21 protein-coding genes and 5 tRNA genes are annotated in these 23,690 nt (G+C 52.8%); 25 read left to right on the top strand and 1 reads right to left on the bottom strand.

The annotated features are described in order from the left end of the window. Positions 1-31: 31 nt before the first annotated feature. Positions 32-1,315 carry a citrate synthase gene (locus EOS98_RS15525; RefSeq protein WP_000785811.1) on the bottom strand — a complete coding sequence of 428 codons (1,284 nt, stop codon included), beginning with the start codon at positions 1,313-1,315 and terminating at the stop codon, positions 32-34. Positions 1,316-1,415: 100 nt separating this feature from the next. Between EOS98_RS15525 and EOS98_RS24620 the strand changes: the two genes are divergently transcribed. The 25 genes from EOS98_RS24620 to EOS98_RS15405 all read left to right on the top strand — a co-directional run bounded on the left by EOS98_RS24620 (position 1,416) and on the right by EOS98_RS15405 (position 23,605). Next, positions 1,416-1,661 carry a hypothetical protein gene (locus tag EOS98_RS24620; RefSeq protein ID WP_001539488.1) on the top strand — a complete coding sequence of 82 codons (246 nt, stop codon included), beginning with the start codon at positions 1,416-1,418 and terminating at the stop codon, positions 1,659-1,661. Between the two features lie 393 nt (positions 1,662-2,054). Continuing rightward, complete coding sequence (sdhC, locus tag EOS98_RS15520; protein WP_000263340.1) at positions 2,055-2,459, top strand: succinate dehydrogenase cytochrome b556 subunit; 405 nt, start codon at positions 2,055-2,057, stop codon at positions 2,457-2,459. Continuing rightward, positions 2,453-2,800, top strand: a complete 348-nt coding sequence (sdhD, locus tag EOS98_RS15515; RefSeq protein ID WP_000254356.1) for a succinate dehydrogenase membrane anchor subunit — start codon at positions 2,453-2,455, stop codon at positions 2,798-2,800. Before sdhC ends, sdhD begins: the two co-directional genes overlap by 7 nt. Then, the gene (sdhA, locus tag EOS98_RS15510) at positions 2,800-4,566 is read left to right on the top strand and encodes a succinate dehydrogenase flavoprotein subunit (RefSeq protein WP_000775561.1); all 1,767 of its coding nucleotides are present in this window, start codon (positions 2,800-2,802) and stop codon (positions 4,564-4,566) included. The genes sdhD and sdhA overlap by 1 nt, the downstream gene beginning before the upstream one ends. Before the next feature lie 16 nt (positions 4,567-4,582). Beyond that, a complete protein-coding gene (gene sdhB, locus EOS98_RS15505; protein ID WP_001537859.1) occupies positions 4,583-5,299 on the top strand; it encodes a succinate dehydrogenase iron-sulfur subunit SdhB in 717 nt (238 codons plus the stop codon). A gap of 523 nt (positions 5,300-5,822) precedes the next feature. After that, on the top strand, positions 5,823-8,624 hold the full coding sequence (sucA, locus tag EOS98_RS15500; RefSeq protein WP_126524187.1) for a 2-oxoglutarate dehydrogenase E1 component: 2,802 nt from the start codon (positions 5,823-5,825) through the stop codon (positions 8,622-8,624). A 14-nt stretch (positions 8,625-8,638) separates the two neighbouring features. Further along, positions 8,639-9,847 carry a 2-oxoglutarate dehydrogenase complex dihydrolipoyllysine-residue succinyltransferase gene (odhB, locus tag EOS98_RS15495; RefSeq protein ID WP_000099858.1) on the top strand — a complete coding sequence of 403 codons (1,209 nt, stop codon included), beginning with the start codon at positions 8,639-8,641 and terminating at the stop codon, positions 9,845-9,847. A 141-nt stretch (positions 9,848-9,988) separates the two neighbouring features. Beyond that, the gene (sucC, locus tag EOS98_RS15490) at positions 9,989-11,155 is read left to right on the top strand and encodes an ADP-forming succinate--CoA ligase subunit beta (protein ID WP_001048590.1); all 1,167 of its coding nucleotides are present in this window, start codon (positions 9,989-9,991) and stop codon (positions 11,153-11,155) included. Beyond that, on the top strand, positions 11,155-12,024 hold the full coding sequence (gene sucD / locus EOS98_RS15485) for a succinate--CoA ligase subunit alpha (RefSeq protein ID WP_000114631.1): 870 nt from the start codon (positions 11,155-11,157) through the stop codon (positions 12,022-12,024). The genes sucC and sucD overlap by 1 nt, the downstream gene beginning before the upstream one ends. 1,582 nt (positions 12,025-13,606) lie before the next feature. Continuing rightward, positions 13,607-15,175, top strand: a complete 1,569-nt coding sequence (gene cydA, locus EOS98_RS15480; RefSeq protein WP_000884369.1) for a cytochrome ubiquinol oxidase subunit I — start codon at positions 13,607-13,609, stop codon at positions 15,173-15,175. 15 nt (positions 15,176-15,190) lie between these two features. Further along, positions 15,191-16,330, top strand: coding sequence for a cytochrome d ubiquinol oxidase subunit II (gene cydB, locus EOS98_RS15475; protein WP_000568258.1), 1,140 nt, complete (start codon positions 15,191-15,193; stop codon positions 16,328-16,330). Positions 16,331-16,344: 14 nt separating this feature from the next. Then, positions 16,345-16,458, top strand: coding sequence for a cytochrome bd-I oxidase subunit CydX (gene cydX / locus EOS98_RS15470; RefSeq protein WP_000270278.1), 114 nt, complete (start codon positions 16,345-16,347; stop codon positions 16,456-16,458). A 136-nt stretch (positions 16,459-16,594) separates the two neighbouring features. Beyond that, complete coding sequence (gene ybgE / locus EOS98_RS15465; protein WP_000875305.1) at positions 16,595-16,876, top strand: cyd operon protein YbgE; 282 nt, start codon at positions 16,595-16,597, stop codon at positions 16,874-16,876. A 228-nt stretch (positions 16,877-17,104) separates the two neighbouring features. Beyond that, entirely contained in the window at positions 17,105-17,509 is a 405-nt protein-coding gene (gene ybgC, locus EOS98_RS15460) for a tol-pal system-associated acyl-CoA thioesterase (protein WP_001046240.1), read from the top strand. After that, on the top strand, positions 17,506-18,198 hold the full coding sequence (gene tolQ, locus EOS98_RS15455) for a Tol-Pal system protein TolQ (protein ID WP_000131318.1): 693 nt from the start codon (positions 17,506-17,508) through the stop codon (positions 18,196-18,198). Before ybgC ends, tolQ begins: the two co-directional genes overlap by 4 nt. 3 nt (positions 18,199-18,201) lie before the next feature. Then, complete coding sequence (gene tolR, locus EOS98_RS15450; protein ID WP_000124676.1) at positions 18,202-18,630, top strand: colicin uptake protein TolR; 429 nt, start codon at positions 18,202-18,204, stop codon at positions 18,628-18,630. A 64-nt stretch (positions 18,631-18,694) separates the two neighbouring features. After that, entirely contained in the window at positions 18,695-19,873 is a 1,179-nt protein-coding gene (tolA, locus tag EOS98_RS15445; protein ID WP_000030589.1) for a cell envelope integrity protein TolA, read from the top strand. A 123-nt stretch (positions 19,874-19,996) separates the two neighbouring features. Continuing rightward, on the top strand, positions 19,997-21,289 hold the full coding sequence (tolB, locus tag EOS98_RS15440) for a Tol-Pal system beta propeller repeat protein TolB (protein WP_001562341.1): 1,293 nt from the start codon (positions 19,997-19,999) through the stop codon (positions 21,287-21,289). A gap of 34 nt (positions 21,290-21,323) precedes the next feature. Beyond that, on the top strand, positions 21,324-21,848 hold the full coding sequence (gene pal, locus EOS98_RS15435; protein ID WP_001176621.1) for a peptidoglycan-associated lipoprotein Pal: 525 nt from the start codon (positions 21,324-21,326) through the stop codon (positions 21,846-21,848). Positions 21,849-21,857: 9 nt separating this feature from the next. Continuing rightward, entirely contained in the window at positions 21,858-22,646 is a 789-nt protein-coding gene (cpoB, locus tag EOS98_RS15430) for a cell division protein CpoB (RefSeq protein ID WP_000097553.1), read from the top strand. Between the two features lie 164 nt (positions 22,647-22,810). Continuing rightward, positions 22,811-22,886, top strand: a tRNA-Lys gene (locus tag EOS98_RS15425). Between the two features lie 136 nt (positions 22,887-23,022). Next, a tRNA-Val gene (locus EOS98_RS15420) sits at positions 23,023-23,098 on the top strand. A 3-nt stretch (positions 23,099-23,101) separates the two neighbouring features. Beyond that, positions 23,102-23,177: transfer RNA gene (locus EOS98_RS15415), tRNA-Lys, on the top strand. 142 nt (positions 23,178-23,319) lie between these two features. Then, positions 23,320-23,395, top strand: a tRNA-Lys gene (locus tag EOS98_RS15410). A 134-nt stretch (positions 23,396-23,529) separates the two neighbouring features. After that, positions 23,530-23,605 (top strand) — tRNA-Lys (locus tag EOS98_RS15405). Positions 23,606-23,690 lie beyond the last annotated feature (85 nt).

The raw sequence follows: 23,690 nt of genomic DNA, 5'->3' as shown, positions 1-23,690 counted from the left end.
GGCGAGGGTTGTGTCGCCATCCGGTTGTCAATTAACGCTTCAGCGCCGATTTAAAATCGCGTTTATCGTAGCCGGTATACAGCTGACGAGGACGGGCGATTTTCATGCCGTCAGTGTGCATTTCATTCCAGTGTGCAATCCAGCCAACGGTACGCGCCATGGCGAAGATCACGGTGAACATGGAGGACGGAATGCCCATCGCTTTCAGAATGATGCCGGAGTAGAAGTCTACGTTCGGGTACAGTTTCTTCTCGATGAAGTACGGGTCGTTGAGCGCAATGTGCTCAAGCTCCATCGCCACTTCCAGCAGATCGTCTTTGGTGCCCAGCTCTTTCAGCACTTCGTGGCAGGTTTCACGCATCACGGTGGCGCGCGGATCGTAGTTTTTGTAAACACGGTGACCGAAGCCCATCAGGCGGAAAGAATCATTCTTGTCTTTCGCACGGCGAACAAATTCCGGAATGTGTTTAACAGAGCTGATTTCTTCCAGCATTTTCAGCGCGGCTTCGTTGGCGCCGCCGTGCGCGGGTCCCCACAGGGAGGCGATCCCGGCGGCAATGCAGGCGAACGGGTTGGCGCCGCTTGAACCTGCGGTACGTACCGTTGACGTAGAGGCGTTCTGCTCATGGTCAGCGTGCAGGATCAGAATACGGTCCATCGCGCGCTCCAGTACCGGATTCACTTCATAGGTTTCACACGGCGTGGAGAACATCATGTTCAGGAAGTTACCGGCGTAGGAAAGGTCGTTGCGCGGATAAACAAACGGCTGACCGATGGAATATTTGTAACACATCGCCGCCATGGTCGGCATTTTGGACAGCAGGCGGAACGCCGCGATTTCACGGTGGCGCGGATTGTTCACATCCAGCGAGTCGTGGTAGAACGCTGCCAGCGCGCCAGTGATCCCGCACATTACCGCCATCGGATGTGAGTCGCGACGGAAAGCATGGAACAGGCGAGTGATTTGCTCATGGATCATCGTATGGCGGGTGACTGTCGTTCTGAACTCGTCATACTCTTCCTGCGTCGGTTTTTCGCCGTACAGCAGGATGTAACAGACTTCCAGATAGTTGGAATCGGTAGCAAGCTGGTCAATCGGGAAACCGCGATGCAACAAAATGCCTTCGTCGCCGTCGATGAAGGTGATTTTAGATTCGCAGGATGCGGTAGAGGTGAAACCAGGGTCAAAAGTAAAAACTCCTTTTGAACCGAGACTACGAATATCAATAACATCTTGACCGAGTGTACCTTTTAGCACATCCAGTTCAATAGCAGTGTCACCAGTAAGGGTGATTTTTGCCTTTGTATCAGCCATTTACGGTCTCCTTAGCGCCTTATTGCTTAAGACTGCCGGAACTCAGACTTGCCTTCTCCACGTCATCTTCCTCGTCGTTAGTGCAGGGAAGATTCTGTGTATGCATCAATCAACCGTTACCAGTTTGTTATTTGGCTCGCCGCTCTGTGAAAGAGGGGATGACCTGGGTACAGAGCAATGGGCGCTTGCAGGTAACGGCTTGATTAATTTCGAATTAGCAGCAAATCAGGAACGTAGCAATCCGAGTAATGTAACCTGTCTATCACTAATAACTGTCCTGAAAGAATGGGTCAATATCATTGTACTGTTGCATAACTTATTAACAGGTGAAAGAGTGACCCCATAACTTTTACGCATTATATGCTTTTTCTGGTGTCGTTTGTAACAATTTTGTTTAATGTTTGTCAAATCAGATGATTGAAAATTAAAAAAATGTTGTTATCGTGACCTGTGTCACTGTTCAGGATAAAACCCGACAAACTATATGTAGGTTAATTGTAATGATTTTGTGAACGTCCTATACTGCCGCCAGGTCTCCGGAATACCCTGCAATCCCGAGCCACCCAGCGTTGTAACGTGTCGTTTTAGCTACTGGAAGCAGTGTTTTACATGACGCGCAGTTATAGAAAGGACGCTGTCTGACCCGCACGCAGACCGGAGGAAGGAAATCCCGTCGTCTTTCTGGCTACAGGTAGATTCACCTCTGTAACCGAAGTCTTAAGGGAATAATAAGAACAGCATGTGGGCGTTATTCATGATAAGAAATGTGAAAAAACAAAGACCTGTCAATCTGGATCTACAAACGATTCGGTTCCCCATCACAGCGATAGCGTCCATTCTCCATCGCGTATCCGGTGTGATTACTTTCATCGCCGTCGGCATACTACTGTGGCTACTGGGCACCAGCCTCTCTTCTCCGGAAGGATTCCAGCAGGCCGCCGACATCATGGACGGCTTCATCGTTAAATTTATCATGTGGGGCATCCTTACCGCGCTGGCATATCACGTCATCGTGGGAATTCGTCACATGTTAATGGATTTTGGCTATCTGGAAGAAACATTCGAAGCGGGTCAACGCTCTGCCAAAATCTCTTTTGTTATCACTGTCGTGCTTTCACTTCTCGCAGGAGTCCTCGTATGGTAAGCAACGCCTCCGCATTAGGACGCAATGGCGTACATGACTTCATCCTGGTCCGTGCTACCGCTATCGTTCTGACGTTATACATCATCTACATGGTGGGTTTTTTCGCCACGAGCGGCGAACTGACCTTTGAAGCCTGGACCGGTTTCTTCTCATCGGCCTTCACCAAAGTCTTCACCCTGCTGGCGCTTTTTTCCATCTTGATTCATGCCTGGATCGGCATGTGGCAGGTGTTAACCGACTACGTTAAACCACTGGCAGTGCGTCTGATACTGCAACTCGTTATTGTTGTTGCGCTGGTGGTTTACGTCATCTATGGATTTGTTGTGGTGTGGGGTGTGTAATGAAACTGCCAGTCAGAGAATTTGATGCTGTTGTGATTGGTGCCGGTGGCGCAGGTATGCGCGCGGCGCTGCAAATTTCCCAAAGCGGCCAAACCTGTGCGCTGCTCTCGAAAGTCTTCCCGACCCGTTCCCATACCGTTTCCGCGCAGGGCGGTATCACCGTGGCGCTCGGCAATACCCATGAAGATAACTGGGAATGGCACATGTACGACACCGTTAAGGGGTCGGACTACATTGGTGACCAGGATGCCATCGAATATATGTGTAAGACCGGACCGGAAGCGATTCTGGAACTGGAGCACATGGGGTTACCGTTCTCCCGTCTTGATGATGGACGTATCTATCAGCGCCCGTTCGGCGGCCAGTCGAAAAACTTTGGCGGCGAGCAGGCGGCACGTACCGCGGCGGCGGCTGACCGTACCGGTCACGCCTTGCTACATACGCTGTATCAACAGAATTTGAAAAACCACACCACGATTTTCTCCGAATGGTATGCGCTGGATCTGGTGAAAAACCAGGATGGCGCGGTGGTGGGGTGTACCGCACTGTGCATCGAAACCGGTGAAGTGGTGTACTTCAAAGCTCGCGCGACGGTGCTGGCGACCGGCGGCGCAGGCCGTATCTACCAGTCCACCACCAACGCTCATATCAATACTGGTGATGGTGTCGGTATGGCGCTGCGTGCCGGTGTCCCGGTGCAGGACATGGAAATGTGGCAGTTCCACCCGACCGGTATCGCCGGGGCGGGTGTGCTGGTGACAGAAGGCTGCCGCGGCGAAGGCGGTTACCTGTTGAACAAACATGGCGAGCGCTTTATGGAGCGTTATGCGCCGAACGCCAAAGACCTGGCGGGTCGTGACGTGGTGGCGCGTTCCATCATGATCGAAATCCGTGAAGGCCGCGGCTGCGACGGTCCGTGGGGGCCGCACGCTAAACTGAAACTGGATCACCTGGGTAAAGAGGTGCTGGAATCTCGCCTGCCGGGTATCCTGGAACTGTCCCGTACTTTCGCCCACGTTGACCCGGTGAAAGAGCCGATTCCGGTTATTCCGACCTGCCACTACATGATGGGCGGTATTCCGACTAAAGTGACCGGTCAGGCGCTGACCGTGAACGAGCAGGGCGAAGACGTGGTCATTCCGGGGCTGTTTGCGGTAGGCGAAATCGCCTGTGTATCGGTTCACGGCGCCAACCGTCTGGGCGGTAACTCACTGCTGGATCTGGTGGTCTTTGGCCGCGCGGCGGGGCTGCATTTACAGGAATCCATCGCCGAGCAGGGCGTGCTGCGCGACGCCAGCGAGTCTGACGTTGAAGGTTCTCTGGAGCGCCTGAATCGCTGGAACAATAACCGCAATGGCGAAGATCCGGTGGCTATCCGCAAAGCGTTGCAGGAGTGTATGCAGCATAACTTCTCCGTATTCCGTGAAGGCGACGCGATGGCGAAAGGGCTTGAGCAGTTGAAAGTGATCCGCGAGCGTCTGAAAAACGCCCGTCTGGATGACACGTCCAGCGAGTTTAATACCCAGCGTGTTGAGTGTCTGGAGCTGGATAACCTGATGGAAACTGCCTACGCCACTGCCGTATCAGCCAACTTCCGGACGGAAAGCCGCGGCGCGCATAGCCGCTTCGATTTCCCGGAGCGTGATGATGCCAACTGGTTGTGTCATACCCTGTATCAGCCGCAAACGGAATCCATGACGCGCCGAAGCGTCAATATGGAACCGAAACTGCGTCCGGCGTTCCCGCCGAAGATTCGTACTTATTAATTGCGGAGACAGGATGATGAAACTCGAATTTTCGATTTATCGTTATAACCCGGATGTCGATAACGCTCCGCGTATGCAGGACTACACCCTGGAAGGCGAAGAAGGGCGCGACATGATGCTGCTGGATGCGTTAATCCAGCTTAAAGAAAAAGATCCCAGCCTTTCTTTCCGCCGTTCCTGCCGCGAAGGCGTGTGTGGTTCTGATGGTTTGAATATGAACGGTAAGAATGGTCTGGCCTGTATTACCCCTATTTCGGCGCTGACTCAGCCGGGTAAGAAGATTGTGATTCGCCCGCTGCCCGGTTTGCCGGTGATCCGCGATTTGGTGGTAGACATGGGGCAATTCTACGCACAATATGAGAAGATTAAGCCTTACTTATTGAATAATGGGCAAAATCCACCGGCTCGTGAGCATCTGCAGATGCCGGAGCAGCGTGAAAAACTCGATGGGCTGTATGAATGTATTCTTTGTGCCTGTTGCTCAACATCCTGCCCGTCATTCTGGTGGAACCCGGATAAGTTTATCGGTCCGGCGGGTCTGCTCGCGGCATATCGATTCCTGATCGATAGCCGTGATACCGAGACCGACAGTCGTCTGGAAGGGATGAGCGATGCATTCAGCGTATTCCGCTGTCACAGCATTATGAACTGCGTCAGTGTATGCCCTAAAGGGCTGAACCCGACGCGCGCTATCGGCCATATTAAGTCGATGCTGTTGCAGCGTAGCGCATAAGTAGTTGTAGTGGTTGCCGGATGGCGACGTACCGTCTTATCTGGCCTACAGGCGCAATCCCGTAGGCCTGATAAGCCAGGCGCCATCGGGCAATAGAAGTGCAGGAAACCTCTAAAAACTGCCATATGATTAGTAATAATCGAGATGTTCAGAGCGAGACAAGGCGCGGTCTGAACGAATCTTCGGGAGCATAGTTAACTATGTGACCGGAGTGAGCGAAGGCCGCAACGCAGTCGTAGCCTGAACAGCGAAGATTATTAGACAGTTTTTAAAGGTTCCTTAGCGGACGCAGATGACACGACAGTCCGCAACAAGTGAACCCCGGCACGCATACAGCGTATGCGTGGTTAGTATCCACGGCGAAATACTCGTCATAGTTCACGTTGCATGTGCGTTGGCTGCACTTGCTCACCCCGGTCACTTACTGGATGTAAGCTCCGAGGGATTCGCAAGCTTGCCGCCTTCCTGAAACGTGACCTATTTAGAGTATTAAATAAGCAGAAAAGATGCTTAAGGGATCACGATGCAGAACAGCGCTTTGAAAGCCTGGTTGGACTCTTCTTACCTCTCTGGTTCGAATCAGAGCTGGATAGAACAGCTCTATGAAGACTTCTTAACCGATCCTGACTCGGTAGACGCTAACTGGCGTTTGACGTTCCAGCAGTTACCTGGTACCGGAGTCAAACCGGATCAACTCCATTCAAAAACACGTGAATATTTCCGGCGGCAGGCGTTGGCTGGCTCACGTCACTCTTCTACGATTTCCGACCCTGACACCAATGTGAAGCAGGTTAAAGTCCTGCAGCTTATCAACGCTTATCGTTTCCGTGGCCATCAGCATGCAAACCTCGATCCGCTGGGACTGTGGAAACAAGAACGCGTGGCGGATCTGGACCCTTCTTTCCATGATTTGACCGAGGCCGATTTCCAGGAAACCTTCAATGTCGGCTCCTTTGCCAGCGGCAAAGAGACGATGAAGCTGGGCGAGCTGCTCGACGCGCTCAAACAGACCTACTGCGGCCCGATTGGCGCTGAGTATATGCACATCACCAGCACCGAAGAGAAACGCTGGATCCAACAGCGCATCGAATCCGGTCGTGCGGCCTTTAGCGCTGACGAGAAAAAACGCTTCCTGAACGAACTGACCGCCGCTGAAGGGCTGGAGCGTTATCTGGGCGCCAAATTCCCGGGTGCGAAACGTTTCTCGCTTGAGGGGGGAGATGCGCTGATACCCATGCTGAAAGAGATGGTTCGCCATGCGGGTAACAGCGGCACTCGCGAAGTGGTGCTGGGGATGGCGCACCGCGGTCGCCTGAACGTGCTGATCAACGTACTGGGTAAAAAACCGCAGGATCTGTTCGACGAGTTTGCCGGTAAACATAAAGAACATCTGGGTACCGGCGACGTGAAGTATCACATGGGCTTCTCGTCAGATATCGAAACCGAAGGCGGTCTGGTTCACCTGGCGCTGGCGTTTAACCCATCGCACCTGGAAATTGTGAGCCCGGTGGTGATGGGCTCCGTGCGTGCCCGTCTGGACCGACTGGACGAACCGAGCAGCAACAAAGTGTTGCCGATCACTATTCACGGCGACGCCGCGGTGACCGGCCAGGGCGTGGTTCAGGAAACCCTGAACATGTCGAAAGCGCGCGGTTACGAAGTGGGCGGTACGGTACGTATCGTTATCAACAACCAGGTGGGCTTCACCACCTCTAACCCACTGGATGCGCGTTCAACGCCTTACTGCACCGATATCGGTAAAATGGTCCAGGCGCCGATTTTCCACGTCAACGCGGACGATCCGGAAGCCGTCGCTTTTGTGACCCGTCTGGCGCTGGACTTCCGTAATACCTTTAAACGCGATGTCTTTATCGATCTGGTGTGCTACCGCCGTCACGGCCACAACGAAGCCGACGAGCCAAGCGCAACCCAGCCGCTGATGTACCAGAAAATCAAAAAGCATCCGACGCCGCGTAAAATCTACGCCGACAAACTGGAAGCTGATAAGGTCGCAACGCTGGAAGATGCCACTGAAATGGTCAACCTCTATCGCGATGCGCTGGATGCAGGCGAATGCGTGGTGAAAGAGTGGCGTCCGATGAATATGCACTCGTTCACCTGGTCGCCGTATCTAAACCACGAATGGGATGAAGCATACCCGAACAAGGTAGAAATGAAGCGTCTGCAGGAGCTGGCAAAACGTATCAGCACCGTGCCGGAAGCCATTGAAATGCAGTCTCGCGTGGCGAAAATTTATGGCGACCGTCAGTCAATGGCGGCAGGCGAGAAATTGTTTGACTGGGGCGGTGCGGAAAATCTGGCTTACGCCACGCTGGTCGATGAAGGCATTCCGGTGCGCCTGTCCGGGGAAGACTCCGGTCGCGGCACCTTCTTCCATCGTCATGCGGTGATCCACAACCAGACGAACGGCTCAACGTATACGCCGTTGCAGCATATTCACAGCGGTCAGGGACAGTTTAAAGTCTGGGACTCCGTGCTGTCTGAAGAAGCGGTACTGGCTTTTGAATACGGTTATGCCACGGCGGAACCACGTACCCTGACTATCTGGGAAGCGCAGTTTGGCGATTTTGCCAACGGCGCGCAGGTAGTGATTGACCAGTTCATCTCCTCCGGCGAGCAGAAATGGGGCCGGATGTGCGGTCTGGTGATGCTGTTGCCGCACGGCTATGAAGGGCAGGGGCCGGAGCACTCTTCCGCGCGTCTGGAACGTTATCTGCAACTTTGCGCCGAGCAGAATATGCAGGTTTGCGTGCCGTCCACCCCGGCGCAGGTCTACCATATGCTGCGCCGTCAGGCGCTGCGCGGGATGCGTCGTCCGCTGGTGGTGATGTCGCCGAAATCGCTGCTGCGTCACCCGCTGGCGGTTTCCACGCTTGATGAACTGGCGAACGGTTCCTTCCAGCCGGCCATTGGCGAAATTGACGAGCTGGACCCTAAAGCCGTAAAACGCGTGGTAATGTGTTCTGGTAAGGTTTATTACGACCTGCTGGAACAACGTCGCAAAAACGACCAGAAAGATGTCGCTATCGTGCGCATCGAACAGCTCTATCCGTTCCCGCATAAAGCGGTGCAGGAAGCGCTGCAACCATACGCTCACGTCCATGATTTTGTCTGGTGCCAGGAAGAGCCGCTCAACCAGGGCGCATGGTACTGCAGCCAGCATCATTTCCGTGAAGTGATTCCGTTTGGGGCCGCTCTGCGTTACGCAGGTCGCCCGGCCTCCGCCTCTCCGGCGGTAGGGTATATGTCCGTTCACCAGAAACAGCAACAAGATCTGGTTAATGACGCGCTGAACGTCGATTAAATAAAGGATAAATAATGAGTAGCGTAGATATTCTTGTTCCCGACCTGCCTGAGTCCGTAGCGGACGCGACCGTCGCCACCTGGCATAAAAAACCGGGTGATGCGGTTGTTCGTGACGAAGTGCTGGTAGAAATCGAAACTGACAAAGTGGTACTGGAAGTACCGGCATCAGCGGACGGCATTCTGGATGCGGTTCTGGAAGAGGAGGGGACGACTGTCACCTCTCGCCAGATCCTGGGTCGCCTGCGTGAAGGCAACAGCGCGGGTAAAGAGACCAGCGCCAAATCTGAAGAGAAAGCGTCTACGCCGGCACAGCGCCAGCAGGCGTCGCTGGAAGAACAAAACAACGATGCGCTCAGCCCGGCGATCCGTCGCCTGCTGGCTGAACACAATCTGGAAGCCAGCGCCATTAAAGGCACTGGTGTGGGTGGGCGTCTGACCCGTGAAGATGTGGAAAAACATCTGGCGAAAGGCGAGTCTAAAGCACCCGCTGTTGAACCTGCAGCACAACCCGCTCTGGGCGCGCGCGGCGAAAAACGCGTGCCAATGACCCGCCTGCGTAAGCGCGTGGCCGAGCGTCTGCTGGAAGCGAAAAATTCCACCGCCATGCTGACGACCTTCAATGAAGTCAACATGAAGCCGATTATGGATTTGCGTAAGCAGTATGGCGAAGTGTTTGAAAAACGTCATGGTATCCGCCTGGGCTTTATGTCCTTCTACGTGAAAGCGGTAGTGGAAGCGCTGAAGCGTTATCCGGAAGTGAACGCCTCTATCGACGGCGATGACGTGGTGTATCACAACTACTTTGATGTGAGCATGGCGGTGTCTACGCCGCGCGGCCTGGTCACGCCGGTATTACGTGACGTGGATACGCTGGGCATGGCTGACATTGAGAAAAAAATTAAAGAACTGGCTGTCAAAGGCCGCGACGGCAAGCTGACCGTAGAAGACCTGACCGGTGGTAACTTTACCATTACCAACGGCGGCGTATTCGGTTCGCTGATGTCTACCCCGATCATCAACCCGCCGCAGAGCGCGATTCTGGGAATGCATGCTATTAAAGACAGGCCGATGGCGGTGGATGGCAAGGTGGAAATCCTGCCGATGATGTACCTGGCGCTCTCTTACGATCATCGCCTGATCGATGGTCGCGAATCCGTGGGCTTCCTGGTCACCATCAAAGAGTTGCTGGAAGATCCGACCCGTCTGCTGTTGGACGTGTAGTCAGCAAGAGCATCACCTGCTACCTGTAGGCTGGATAAGGCGTTCACGCCGCCATCCGGCGATGGTGTAATGCCTGATGGCGCGCAGCTTTCAGGCCTACAGGTCTAAAGATAACGATTACCTGAAGGATGGACAGAACACATGAACTTACATGAATATCAGGCAAAACAACTTTTTGCCCGCTATGGCTTACCGGCGCCGGTGGGTTATGCCTGTACTACTCCGCGTGAAGCCGAAGAAGCCGCGTCTAAAATCGGTGCCGGCCCGTGGGTAGTGAAATGTCAGGTTCACGCTGGCGGCCGCGGCAAAGCGGGCGGTGTGAAGGTAGTAAAAAGCAAAGAAGAGATTCGCGCCTTTGCGGAAAACTGGCTGGGCAAACGTCTGGTGACCTATCAAACAGACGCTAATGGCCAACCGGTAAACCAGATTCTGGTTGAAGCGGCGACCGACATCGGCAAAGAACTGTACCTCGGCGCGGTAGTTGACCGTAGTTCTCGTCGCGTGGTCTTTATGGCGTCTACCGAAGGTGGCGTAGAGATCGAAAAAGTCGCGGAGGAAACCCCGCATCTGATCCATAAAGTCGCGCTCGATCCGCTGACCGGCCCGATGCCGTATCAGGGACGGGAGCTGGCGTTCAAATTGGGTCTGGAAGGTAAACTGGTGCAGCAGTTCACCAAAATCTTTATGGGCCTGGCAACCATTTTCCTTGAGCGCGACCTGGCGCTAATCGAAATTAATCCGCTGGTGATCACTAAGCAGGGCGATCTGATTTGCCTCGACGGCAAGCTGGGCGCTGACGGCAACGCGCTGTTCCGCCAGCCGGATCTGCGCGAAATGCGCGACCAGTCTCAGGAAGACCCGCGTGAAGCGCAGGCGGCGCAGTGGGAACTGAACTACGTCGCGCTGGACGGCAACATCGGTTGCATGGTGAACGGCGCGGGTCTGGCGATGGGCACCATGGACATCGTTAAGCTGCATGGCGGCGAACCGGCTAACTTTCTTGACGTGGGCGGTGGCGCAACCAAAGAGCGCGTCACCGAAGCGTTTAAAATCATCCTCTCGGATGACAACGTGAAAGCGGTTCTGGTTAACATCTTCGGCGGTATCGTCCGTTGTGACCTGATTGCCGACGGTATCATCGGCGCGGTGGAAGAAGTGGGCGTGAACGTTCCGGTGGTGGTGCGTCTGGAAGGCAACAACGCCGAACTCGGCGCGAAGAAACTGGCTGACAGTGGCCTGAATATTATTGCAGCGAAAAGTCTGACGGATGCAGCTCAGCAGGTTGTTGCCGCAGTGGAGGGGAAATAATGTCCGTTTTAATTAATAAAGATACCAAGGTTATCTGCCAGGGCTTCACCGGTAGCCAGGGGACTTTCCACTCCGAACAGGCGATTGCTTACGGTACGCAGATGGTCGGCGGCGTAACGCCGGGCAAAGGCGGCACCACGCATCTGGGTCTGCCGGTGTTCAACACCGTGCGCGAAGCGGTAGAAGCTACCGGTGCGACCGCATCCGTTATCTACGTCCCGGCGCCGTTCTGCAAAGACTCCATTCTGGAAGCGATCGACGCAGGCATCAAACTGATTATCACCATCACCGAAGGTATTCCGACGCTGGATATGCTGACCGTGAAAGTGAAGCTGGACGAAGCGGGCGTACGCATGATCGGCCCGAACTGCCCAGGTGTGATCACCCCGGGCGAATGCAAAATCGGCATCATGCCGGGTCACATTCATAAGCCGGGTAAAGTGGGTATCGTTTCCCGTTCCGGCACGCTGACCTATGAAGCGGTTAAGCAGACCACCGACTACGGTTTCGGCCAGTCCACCTGCGTGGGTATCGGCGGCGACCCGATTCCGGGCTCTAACTTCATCGACATTCTGAAATTGTTCCAGGAAGATCCGCAGACTGAAGCGATCGTGATGATCGGCGAGATCGGCGGTAGCGCAGAAGAAGAAGCGGCGGCTTATATTAAAGACCACGTGACCAAGCCGGTTGTTGGCTATATCGCGGGTGTTACCGCGCCGAAAGGCAAGCGTATGGGCCACGCGGGCGCCATCATTGCCGGTGGTAAAGGCACTGCGGATGAAAAATTCGCCGCGCTGGAAGCCGCGGGCGTGAAAACCGTTCGCAGCCTGGCCGATATCGGCGAAGCGCTGAAAGCAATTATAAAATAAAACTCGCTGTTCCTGCGGGAACAGATAAATGTCCGTTTTCGACATGGTTGGCCACCTTTACGGTGGCCTTTTTTATGGCTTTATTGTTTGTGGCAAAGTACGGGTGAAGCATCCGGGATATAAAATTATTGGCTTTGTAAATATTGAACTATAGGAAAATAATGCCTCATTAAAAAAACATGGTGGAGTCTAAAAATAATTGATAATAACCGTCTGGCAGCGGCAGTAAATTTACTCAGTTTGCTGGTTAACTCTTTTGCAGCAAATACAGATGCTGTCTTAGTGAAAGACCTGCCGACCTCACTGGAGACGGATTATGCGCTTTCCGCCATGAAAAAAACGCATCGCAGCATTACACTATGTTGACGCTAACCTCTATAGTAAATTGACGCTTGACTCTGTGGCCGCGCATGTTTGCCTGAGCGCGAACTACATGTCTCCTCAGATGTATCGCGCTTACACAGACTGCTTGTTTAATGGCAGAATAAAACAGCTATTTTAATCATAAGAGTACCAGCATTATTTCCCTGAAGTATTAAAGATATCGTTTAATAAATCATATGAACTTTTTCTGGTTAAAAGAGGTTAACTTTAAAAATTATTAAGAACTTATTGACACTATTCGTTCGTGATTAATCATGTCTAAAGGGTATTTATGGCTGCGAATAAACAGAATTATCACTATGAGTGACGTAGAAATTGAGGGTAAATCTGTGAAGGTGATAACAGAATCTTCACTATAATAATTATAGAGAGGCAAATACGGTGTTATTGAAATAAAGAAAAAGTAGCGAATAAAATGTTTGTTTCTGGCTATCTGGAAAGCTTATTAGCGATAATTAAGACGATAACCTGGCAAGATGATCCTGGCCATTAGTCGTCGGGAAAGGGAAGTTGGGACAGGGTAATCCCGGTGGGATGATGGCGCGTGTGCAATGAGATAGTTTCTTTGCGGTGTTAATTATAAGTAAAATAAAAATAGACTAAATGTATAAAATAATAAGCGTTGATAACCTACAGAAAAAATCTGTGAGCTATTTAGCAATAATTGAACATCAATGTGGAATGTTTTTTACGGGATGCGGGGCAGTAAAAAACGCACAAAATGTTTAGCCTTATCGAATAAGCCTCTTTTTACAGGGGGTTTGAAATTACTCTTTGCAAAAACAAAAAGTTAACAAAAAATTCACCATGCATTCAATGAATAAACATTATTAACATTAACTTCAAAAATTGATTTTAATCAATATTTAAATGTTGGAAAAGAGCATCAAAACTGGTTAAATTGTCCGTGATCAAATTCCCTGAAAAGCGATAGATTAGCCATAAATTGATCGCTGTCGAAAAAAGCAAATCTGACCCACTAAAAACCTGTTTATTGTAAGGGTTTTACGGCGTAATATATTTGCGGGATCAATTTGGGTTTTTTATTAACATGTTTGTAACTTTTCATCATTACTGTTTCCTTCCCGAGGGGATAGTACGATGGAAGGCCGCAAATAAATTTGTATTGGGGCATGCGTGTGACCCTTTCTAACGGGGTTCACTCTCGGAGTCTTCATGCGATGAGCAAGGAGTCATGATGTTAGATATAGTCGAACTGTCGCGCTTACAGTTTGCCTTGACCGCGATGTACCACTTCCTGTTTGTGCCGCTAACGCTCGGTATGGCGTTCCTGCTGGCCATTATGGAAACGGTATACGTCCTTTCCGGCAAACAGATTTATAAAGATATGACCAAGTTCTGGGGCAAGTTGTTTGGTATCAACTTTGCTCTGGGTGTGGCTACCGGTTTGACCATGGAGTTCCAGTTCGGGACAAACTGGTCGTACTACTCCCACTATGTTGGGGACATCTTCGGTGCGCCGCTGGCCATCGAAGGTTTGATGGCCTTCTTCCTCGAATCCACCTTTGTAGGTCTGTTCTTCTTCGGCTGGGATCGTCTGAGTAAAGTTCAGCATATGTGCGTCACCTGGCTGGTGGCTCTGGGGTCCAACCTCTCCGCGTTGTGGATTCTGGTAGCGAACGGCTGGATGCAAAACCCAATCGCTGCGGATTTCAATTTCGAAACCATGCGTATGGAAATGGTGAGCTTCTCTGAACTGGTGCTGAACCCGGTAGCACAGGTGAAATTTGTTCACACTGTGGCGTCCGGCTATGTCACCGGCGCGATGTTCATCCTCGGTATCAGCGCTTACTACATGCTGAAAGGTCGTGACTTCGCCTTTGCTAAACGCTCCTTTGCTATTGCTGCCAGCTTCGGTATGGCTGCCGTACTGTCCGTTATCGTACTCGGTGACGAATCCGGTTACGAAATGGGCGACGTGCAGAAAACCAAGCTCGCTGCGATTGAAGCAGAATGGGAAACGCAACCTGCTCCGGCCTCCTTTACCCTGTTCGGCATTCCTGACCAGGACAAACAGGAAAACCATCTGGCGATTCAGATCCCTTATGCGCTCGGCATTATCGCTACGCGTTCCGTGGACACGCCGGTTATTGGCCTGAAAGATCTCATGGTTCAGCATGAAGAGCGTATCCGTAACGGGATGAAAGCCTATGAACTGCTGGAGCAGCTGCGCGCCGGTTCTACCGACCAGGCCGTTCGCGACCAGTTTAACAGCATGAAGAAAGATCTCGGTTACGGCCTGCTGCTGAAACGCTATACGCCTAATGTGACTGACGCGACCGAAGCGCAGATCCAGCAAGCGACGAAAGATTCCATTCCTCGCGTTGCGCCGCTGTACTTCGCTTTCCGTATTATGGTGGCGTGCGGCTTCCTGCTGCTGGCGATTATCGCACTCTCCTTCTGGAGCGTGATTCGTAACCGCATCGGTGAGAAAAAATGGCTGTTGCGCGCGGCGCTGTACGGTATTCCACTGCCGTGGATTGCGGTTGAAGCAGGTTGGTTCGTCGCCGAGTATGGTCGTCAGCCGTGGGCGATCGGCGAAGTGTTGCCGACAGCCGTGGCGAACTCATCGCTGACCGTGGGCGATCTGCTGTTCTCCATGTTCCTGATTTGCGGCCTGTATACCCTGTTCCTGGTGGCAGAATTGTTCCTGATGTTCAAATTTGCACGCCTTGGCCCAAGCAGCCTGAAAACCGGTCGCTATCACTTTGAGCAGTCCACCGTGACTTCTCAGCCGGCACGCTAAGACAGGAGTCGTCAAATGATCGATTATGAAGTACTACGTTTTATCTGGTGGCTGCTGGTTGGCATTTTGCTAATTGGTTTCGCTGTCACCGATGGGTTCGACATGGGGGTGGGGATGCTCACCCGTTTCCTCGGTCGTAACGACACCGAACGTCGAATTATGATTAACTCTATCGCCCCGCACTGGGACGGTAACCAGGTGTGGTTGATCACCGCGGGCGGCGCGTTGTTTGCTGCCTGGCCGATGGTTTACGCTGCGGCGTTCTCCGGTTTCTATGTGGCGATGATCCTGGTGCTGGCGTCTTTGTTCTTCCGTCCGGTCGGTTTTGATTACCGTTCCAAGATTGAAGACCCGCGCTGGCGCAACATGTGGGACTGGGGCGTGTTCATCGGTAGCTTTGTGCCGCCGCTGGTGATTGGCGTGGCCTTTGGCAACCTGTTGCAGGGCGTACCGTTCCATGTAGATGAGTATCTGCGTCTGTACTACACCGGTAACTTCTTCCAGTTGCTGAACCCGTTTGGTCTGCTGGCGGGTATCGTAAGCGTAGGGATGATCATCACGCAGGGGGCGACTTACCTGCAAATGCGCACCGTTGGCGAACTGCACCTGCGCGCGCGCGCCACCTCGCAGATTGCGGCGCTGGTGACATTAGTGTGCTTTGCGCTGGCGGGCGTTTGGGTAATGTATGGTATTGATGGTTATGTCGTGACATCCGCGATTGATCATCATGCCGCCTCTAACCCGCTGACTAAAGAAGTGGCGCGTGAAGCTGGCGCCTGGCTGGTGAACTTTAATAATGCTCCGATCCTGTGGTTGGTTCCGGCTCTGGGCGTGGTTCTGCCGCTGCTGACTATCCTGACTTCCCGTATGGAGAAAGGCGCGTGGGCATTCCTGTTCTCTTCGCTGACCCTGGCCTGCATTATTCTGACGGCGGGTATCGCTATGTTCCCATTTGTGATGCCGTCCAGCACGATGATGAATGCCAGCCTGACCATGTGGGATGCGACATCCAGCCAGATGACGCTGAACCTGATGACCTGGGTTGCGGCGGTGTTCGTACCGATCATTCTGATCTACACCAGCTGGTGTTACTGGAAAATGTTCGGTCGTATCACTAAAGAACATATTGAAAGCAACACCCACTCTCTGTACTAAGTAAGGAGCTTAAAATGTGGTATTTCGCATGGATTCTGGGAACGCTTCTTGCCTGTGCATTCGGGATCATTACCGCCTTGGCGCTTGAGCACGTTGAAGCGGGTAAAACCGGTCAAGAAGAAAGCTAATGATTCATATTGTCGCTATGCAATATACAAAATCATTTAAGTTGCATCGCGGCGGCAAGGCTGCGAATCCCCAGGAGCTTACATCAGTAAGTGACTGGGGTGAGCAGCCGCAGCCAACAAAGAGGCAGCTTAGAGGATGAAGTATATTTATGCGGTAATGGACAAGCGCCCCTTAAGGGCGCTTTCCTTCGTGATGGCGATAGTGCTGGCAGGATGTATGTTCTGGGACCCGTCACGGTTTGCCGCCAGGACCAGCACGCTTGAAATCTGGCACGGATTATTGCTGATGTGGGCGGTTTGCGCAGGCATAATCCACGGTGTGGGTTTTCGCCCTGAATCCGTACACTGGCAAGGGATTTTTTGCCCGCTCCTTGCGGATATCGTCCTTATCGTCGGCCTGATTTTCTTCTTCTTGTGAATAAGAAACCTCCTTAAAAATATAGGGGCTTGCATAAGCCCATATATTTTTACTCTCCCTTAACTTCCCCCCATTCCCAAGCCTCATTCCCACGCGTATAGTAGCAACGTTTAAAAGCTCTACTTTTGTTGCATTACCGGGATGTAAAGTGAATACAAGGCGATATACAACGGCATTCTTGAGGCATTACGGCGGCAAGCGGATGACGCCAACAAAGAGGCTGCAGGGATGAATAAGTATATGTTTCGATGGCCAATTCGAGTTTATTACGAAGACACGGACGCCGGCGGTGTGGTTTATCACGCCAGCTATGTCGCTTTTTATGAAAGAGCGCGCACGGAGATGCTGCGTCACCATCACTTCAGCCAACAGGTGCTGCTGGCGGAGCGGGTCGCCTTTGTGGTGCGCAAGATGACGCTGGAATACTATGCGCCTGCGCGGCTCGACGATATGCTTGAAGTTCAAACAGAAATTACGTCAATGCGTGGCACCGCTTTGGTTTTCACGCAACGCATTGTCAACGCAGAGAACACGCTGCTAAATGAAGCAGAGGTTCTGATTGTTTGCGTTGATCCACTCAAAATGAAGCCTCGTGCGCTTCCTAAGTCTATTGTCGCGGAGTTTAAGCAGTGACTGACATGAATATCCTTGATTTGTTCCTGAAGGCAAGCCTTCTGGTTAAACTTATCATGTTGATTTTGATTGGTTTTTCAATAGCATCCTGGGCCATCATTATCCAGCGAACGCGTATCCTGAACGCCGCTGCGCGTGAGGCGGAAGCGTTTGAAGATAAATTCTGGTCCGGAATCGAACTATCGCGTCTGTACCAGGAAAGCCAGGGGAGACGCGATAGTCTGTCGGGCTCGGAGCAAATCTTTTATAGCGGGTTCAAAGAGTTTGTCCGGCTCCATCGCGCCAACAGCCATGCGCCGGAGGCAGTGGTAGAGGGGGCGTCGCGTGCGATGCGCATCTCCATGAACCGAGAGCTGGAAACGCTGGAAACGCATATCCCGTTTCTTGGCACGGTAGGCTCTATCAGTCCTTATATCGGTCTGTTTGGCACCGTATGGGGGATTATGCATGCGTTTATCGCCCTGGGCGCGGTGAAACAGGCGACTCTGCAAATGGTTGCGCCGGGTATTGCCGAAGCATTGATTGCCACGGCGATTGGTCTGTTTGCCGCTATCCCTGCGGTTATGGCTTACAACCGACTGAATCAGCGCGTGAACAAGCTGGAACTGAATTACGACAACTTTATGGAAGAGTTTACCGCGATTCTGCACCGCCAGGCGTTTACCGTAAGCGAAAGCAACAAGGGGTAAGCCATGGCCAGAACGCGTGGACGAGGTCGTCGCGAACTTAAGTCCGAAATCAATATTGTACCGCTGCTCGACGTACTGTTGGTGCTGCTGCTGATCTTTATGGCAACCGCGCCGATCATTACCCAGAGCGTGGAGGTCGACTTGCCGGAGGCGAATCAGTCGCAGGCGGTCAGTAGTAACGACGATCCACCGGTCATTATTGAGGTTTCCGGAGTAGGGCAATACAGCGTAGTGGTTGATAAAGATCGAATGGATCAACTGCCGTCTGAACAGGTGATCGCAGAAGTAAAGCGTCATCTGCAGGCTAATCCGAAAACAGTCTTTTTAATCGGCGGCGCGAAAGAGGTGCCGTACGATGAAATAATTAAAGCGCTGAACTTGTTACACAGCGCGGGCGTAAAATCGGTTGGCTTAATGACGCAGCCAATCTGAAGTCTGCGTCCCGTTGGCTTGAAAGACGGCGAGTAACAGGCGAACAGTTTTTTGGGAACCGAGAGTGTCAAAGGCAACCGAACAAAACGACAAGCTCAAACGGGCGATAATTATTTCAGCCGTGCTGCATATCATCTTATTTGCAGTGCTGATCTGGAGTTCGTTTGATGAGCATATAGAGGCTTCTGCCGGCGGCGGCGGCGGTTCCGCTATCGACGCGGTGATGGTCGATCCTGGCGCCGTTGTGCAGCAGTACAACCGTCAGCAGGATCAACAGGCCAGCGCCAGACGCGCGGAAGAAGAGCGTAAAAAGCTGCAACAGCAGCAAGCAGAGGAGCTGCAGCAGAAGCAGGCTGCCGAACAGGAGCGGTTGAAACAACTTGAGAAAGAACGTTTAGCGGCTCAGGAGCAGCAAAAGCAGGCTGAAGAAGCGGCAAAACTGGCGCAACAGCAGCAGCAACAGGCCGAAGAAGCGGCGAAAGCGGCGGCGGACGCGAAGAAGAAAGCGGAGGCCGAGGCGGCGAAAGCGGCGGCGGACGCGAAGAAGAAAGCAGAGGCCGAGGCGGTAAAAGCGGCAGCGGACGCGAAGAAGAAAGCGGAAGCCGAAGCGGCGAAAGCAGCGGCGGACGCGAAGAAGAAAGCAGAGGCCGAAGCGGCGAAAGCAGCGGCGGAGGCGAAGAAGAAAGCGGAAGCCGAAGCGGCGAAAGCAGCGGCGGAGGCGAAGAAGAAAGCGGATGCCGAGGCGGCGAAAGCGGCGGCGGAGGCGAAGAAGAAAGCGGATGCCGCGGCGGCGAAAGCAGCGGCGGACGCTAAGAAGAAAGCGGCTGCCGAAAAAGCGGCCGCCGCAGAAGGCGTCGATGATCTGCTTGGCGATCTCAGCTCGGGTAAGAATGCGCCGAAAACCGGCGGTGGCGCGAAAGGGAATGGTCAGCCATCGAAAGATAGCGGTACATCGGGCGCTAACGGTGGGGCGACAGGCGCTGATATCAGCGCCTACGCGAAACAGATTCAGGTCGCCATTCAGAGCCGTCTGTATGATGCGAGCCTGTATCAGGGCAAACAATGTGTCTTGCATATTAGCCTGGCGCCGGATGGCTCATTAAAAAGCATTACGTCTGAGGGCGGCGATCCGGCGCTTTGTCAGGCGGCGTTAATGGCGGCAAAAACCGCGAAAATTCCTAAACCGCCAAGCCAGGCTGTTTATGAGAAAATAAAGGATGCCAAACTAGACTTTAAACTGTAGATACTTTTCTTTATGGAAGTTGGAGCGGTTGAGTTGTTACTGGTCCTGGTGGTTTTGTGTATTTGAGTTTGTTAACATTCTGCTAAATTATCGTGGGTCGCAGGCCCAGGTATGGGAGATATGATGAAGCAGGCATTACGAGTAGCATTTGGTTTTCTGATGCTGTGGGCGGCAGTGCTGCACGCAGAAGTCCGTATCGAGATCACCCAGGGGGTGGACTCGGCGCGACCGATTGGCGTTGTGCCTTTTAAATGGGCCGGGCCGGGCGCTGCGCCTGAAGATATCGGCGGCATCGTGGCGGCAGATTTACGCAATAGCGGTAAATTTAATCCGTTAGACCGGTCCCGACTGCCGCAGCAGCCAGCCACCGCTCAGGAAGTTCAGCCTACCGCATGGTCTGCGCTGGGTATTGATGCCGTCGTCGTTGGGCAGGTAACGCCGAATCCGGACGGTTCCTACAATGTTGCTTATCAGCTGGTTGACACTGGCGGCGCGCCGGGGACTGTACTGGCGCAAAACTCTTATAAAGTGAACAAGCAGTGGCTGCGTTATGCAGGCCATACCGCCAGTGACGAAGTCTTTGAAAAACTGACGGGCATTAAGGGCGCGTTCCGTACTCGTATCGCCTATGTGGTACAGACTAACGGCGGTCAGTTCCCGTATGAACTGCGTGTGTCGGATTACGATGGCTACAATCAGTTCGTAGTGCACCGTTCTCCGCAGCCGCTGATGTCTCCGGCGTGGTCTCCGGACGGCTCAAAACTGGCTTACGTGACATTTGAAAGCGGTCGCTCCGCGCTGGTTATCCAGACGCTGGCAAACGGCGCAGTGCGTCAGGTTGCGTCCTTCCCGCGTCACAACGGCGCGCCGGCCTTCTCGCCGGATGGGACGAAACTGGCGTTCGCGTTATCGAAAACCGGAAGTCTGAACCTGTACGTCATGGATCTCGCCTCCGGCCAGATTCGTCAGATAACGGACGGGCGTAGCAACAATACGGAGCCGACCTGGTTCCCGGACAGCCAGACTCTGGCCTTTACCTCTGACCAGGCTGGACGTCCGCAAGTGTATAAAATGAACATTAACGGCGGTGCGGCGCAGCGTATTACCTGGGAAGGTTCGCAAAATCAGGATGCGGATGTCAGCAGCGACGGTAAATTTATGGTAATGGTAAGCTCAAATAACGGGCAGCAGCACATTGCCAAACAAGATCTGGTGACGGGTGGCGTACAGGTTCTGTCGTCAACGTTCCTGGATGAAACGCCAAGTCTGGCACCTAACGGCACGATGGTAATCTACAGCTCTTCTCAGGGGATGGGATCTGTGCTGAATTTGGTTTCTACAGATGGGCGTTTCAAAGCGCGTCTTCCGGCAACTGATGGTCAGGTGAAATCGCCTGCCTGGTCGCCGTATCTGTGATAATAATTAATTGATTACTAAAGGAATTAAAGAAATGCAACTGAACAAAGTGCTGAAGGGCCTGATGATTGCCCTGCCTGTTATGGCAATCGCGGCATGTTCTTCCAACAAGAACGCCAGCAATGACGGTAGCGAAGGCGGCATGCTGAACGGCGCCGGCACTGGTATGGACGCTAACGGCAACGGCAACATGTCATCTGAAGAGCAAGCGCGTCTGCAGATGCAGCAGCTGCAGCAGAACAACATCGTTTACTTCGATCTCGACAAGTACGATATCCGCTCTGACTTCGCGGCAATGCTGGATGCGCACGCTAACTTCCTGCGTAGCAACCCGTCTTACAAAGTCACCGTAGAAGGTCACGCGGACGAACGCGGTACTCCGGAGTACAACATCTCCCTGGGTGAGCGTCGTGCGAACGCTGTTAAGATGTATCTGCAGGGTAAAGGCGTTTCCGCTGACCAGATCTCCATCGTTTCTTACGGTAAAGAGAAACCTGCCGTACTGGGCCACGACGAAGCGGCTTACGCTAAGAACCGTCGCGCTGTACTGGTTTACTAAGAGAATTGCATGAGCAGTAACTTCAGACATCACCTGTTGAGTCTGTCGTTACTGGTTGGCATAGCGGCCCCCTGGGCCGCTTTTGCTCAGGCGCCAATCAGTAGTGTCGGCTCAGGCTCGGTCGAAGACCGCGTCACTCAACTTGAGCGTATCTCTAACGCTCACAGTCAGCTTTTAACCCAACTTCAGCAGCAGCTCTCCGATAATCAGTCCGATATCGATTCTTTGCGCGGCCAAATCCAGGAAAATCAGTATCAACTGAATCAGGTGATGGAGCGCCAGAAGCAAATTATGCTGCAGCTGGGGAGCTTAAATAATGGCGGCGCAGCGCAGCCAGCAGCTGGTGACCAGAGCGGGACGGCAACCACTGCGACCCCCGCCCCGGATGCCGGTACGGCAACCTCAGGGGCGCCGGTACAAAGTGGCGATGCGAATACCGATTACAATGCGGCAATTGCGCTGGTGCAGGATAAGTCTCGCCAGGATGATGCGATTGTGGCGTTTCAGAACTTCATCAAGAAATACCCTGATTCTACTTATCAGCCGAACGCCAATTATTGGCTGGGCCAGTTGAATTACAACAAGGGTAAAAAAGATGATGCCGCCTATTATTTCGCCTCGGTAGTAAAAAACTATCCTAAGTCGCCGAAGGCTGCGGACGCGATGTACAAAGTTGGCGTTATCATGCAGGACAAAGGTGATACGGCAAAAGCGAAAGCGGTTTATCAGCAGGTGATTAACAAATATCCTGGCACTGATGGCGCGAAACAGGCGCAGAAGCGTCTTAACGCGATGTAATGCGTACCATGCGACCAGAAAACGCCTTTTTTCTGGTCGCGTCGTGCGATTCCTAAGCAGTTGAGCCCCCTGCGTCGAAATTTTTGTTGCGCTCAAATCTGAAATCAGTAATATATGCCGCCGTTGCCACGGGATATTAAACAACTCGAAAGCAACGCAAAAGTGGGTCGTTAGCTCAGTTGGTAGAGCAGTTGACTTTTAATCAATTGGTCGCAGGTTCGAATCCTGCACGACCCACCAATCGTTCGGTGGAAACGAGAATAAAACGTGAAGGATAACGTTGCGTCAGCAACGGCCCGTAGGGCGAGGCGAAGCCGAGTCATCCTGCACGACCCACCGCTAACTTCGGTTAGTCAGTAATATCCAGCGTAGTATCGGGTGATTAGCTCAGCTGGGAGAGCACCTCCCTTACAAGGAGGGGGTCGGCGGTTCGATCCCGTCATCACCCACCACTTGGGTCGTTAGCTCAGTTGGTAGAGCAGTTGACTTTTAATCAATTGGTCGCAGGTTCGAATCCTGCACGACCCACCAATTTAACATCAAACTCAGATGTTGAACGTGAAGGATAACGTTGCGTCAGCAACGGCCCGTAGGGCGAGGCGAAGCCGAGTCATCCTGCACGACCCACCATCTTTAGATGGTCCGAGTAAAATCTTTCAGGCAGCACCCGTATGGGTCGTTAGCTCAGTTGGTAGAGCAGTTGACTTTTAATCAATTGGTCGCAGGTTCGAATCCTGCACGACCCACCAATATACAAGGTGGTAACTGGTAGAGAACGTGAAGGATAACGTTGCTTTAGCAACGGCCCGAAGGGCGAGGCGAAGCCGAGTCATCCTGCACGACCCACCATCCTGAATGATTGAAGCAGTAACCCTTATCCAAGGGGTCGTTAGCTCAGTTGGTAGAGCAGTTGACTTTTAATCAATTGGTCGCAGGTTCGAATCCTGCACGACCCACCAATTTAACATCAAACTCAGATGTTGAGCGTGAAGGATAACGTTGCGTCAGCAACGGCCCGAAGGGCGAGGCGAAGCCGAGTCATCC

Origin of the sequence: Salmonella sp. SSDFZ69, assembly GCF_004010755.1 — a bacterium.
Taxonomy (GTDB): Bacteria; Pseudomonadota; Gammaproteobacteria; order Enterobacterales; family Enterobacteriaceae; genus Salmonella; species Salmonella enterica.
Note: the sequence above shows the minus strand (reverse complement) of the source record. Positions and strands in the feature narration are given on the sequence as shown.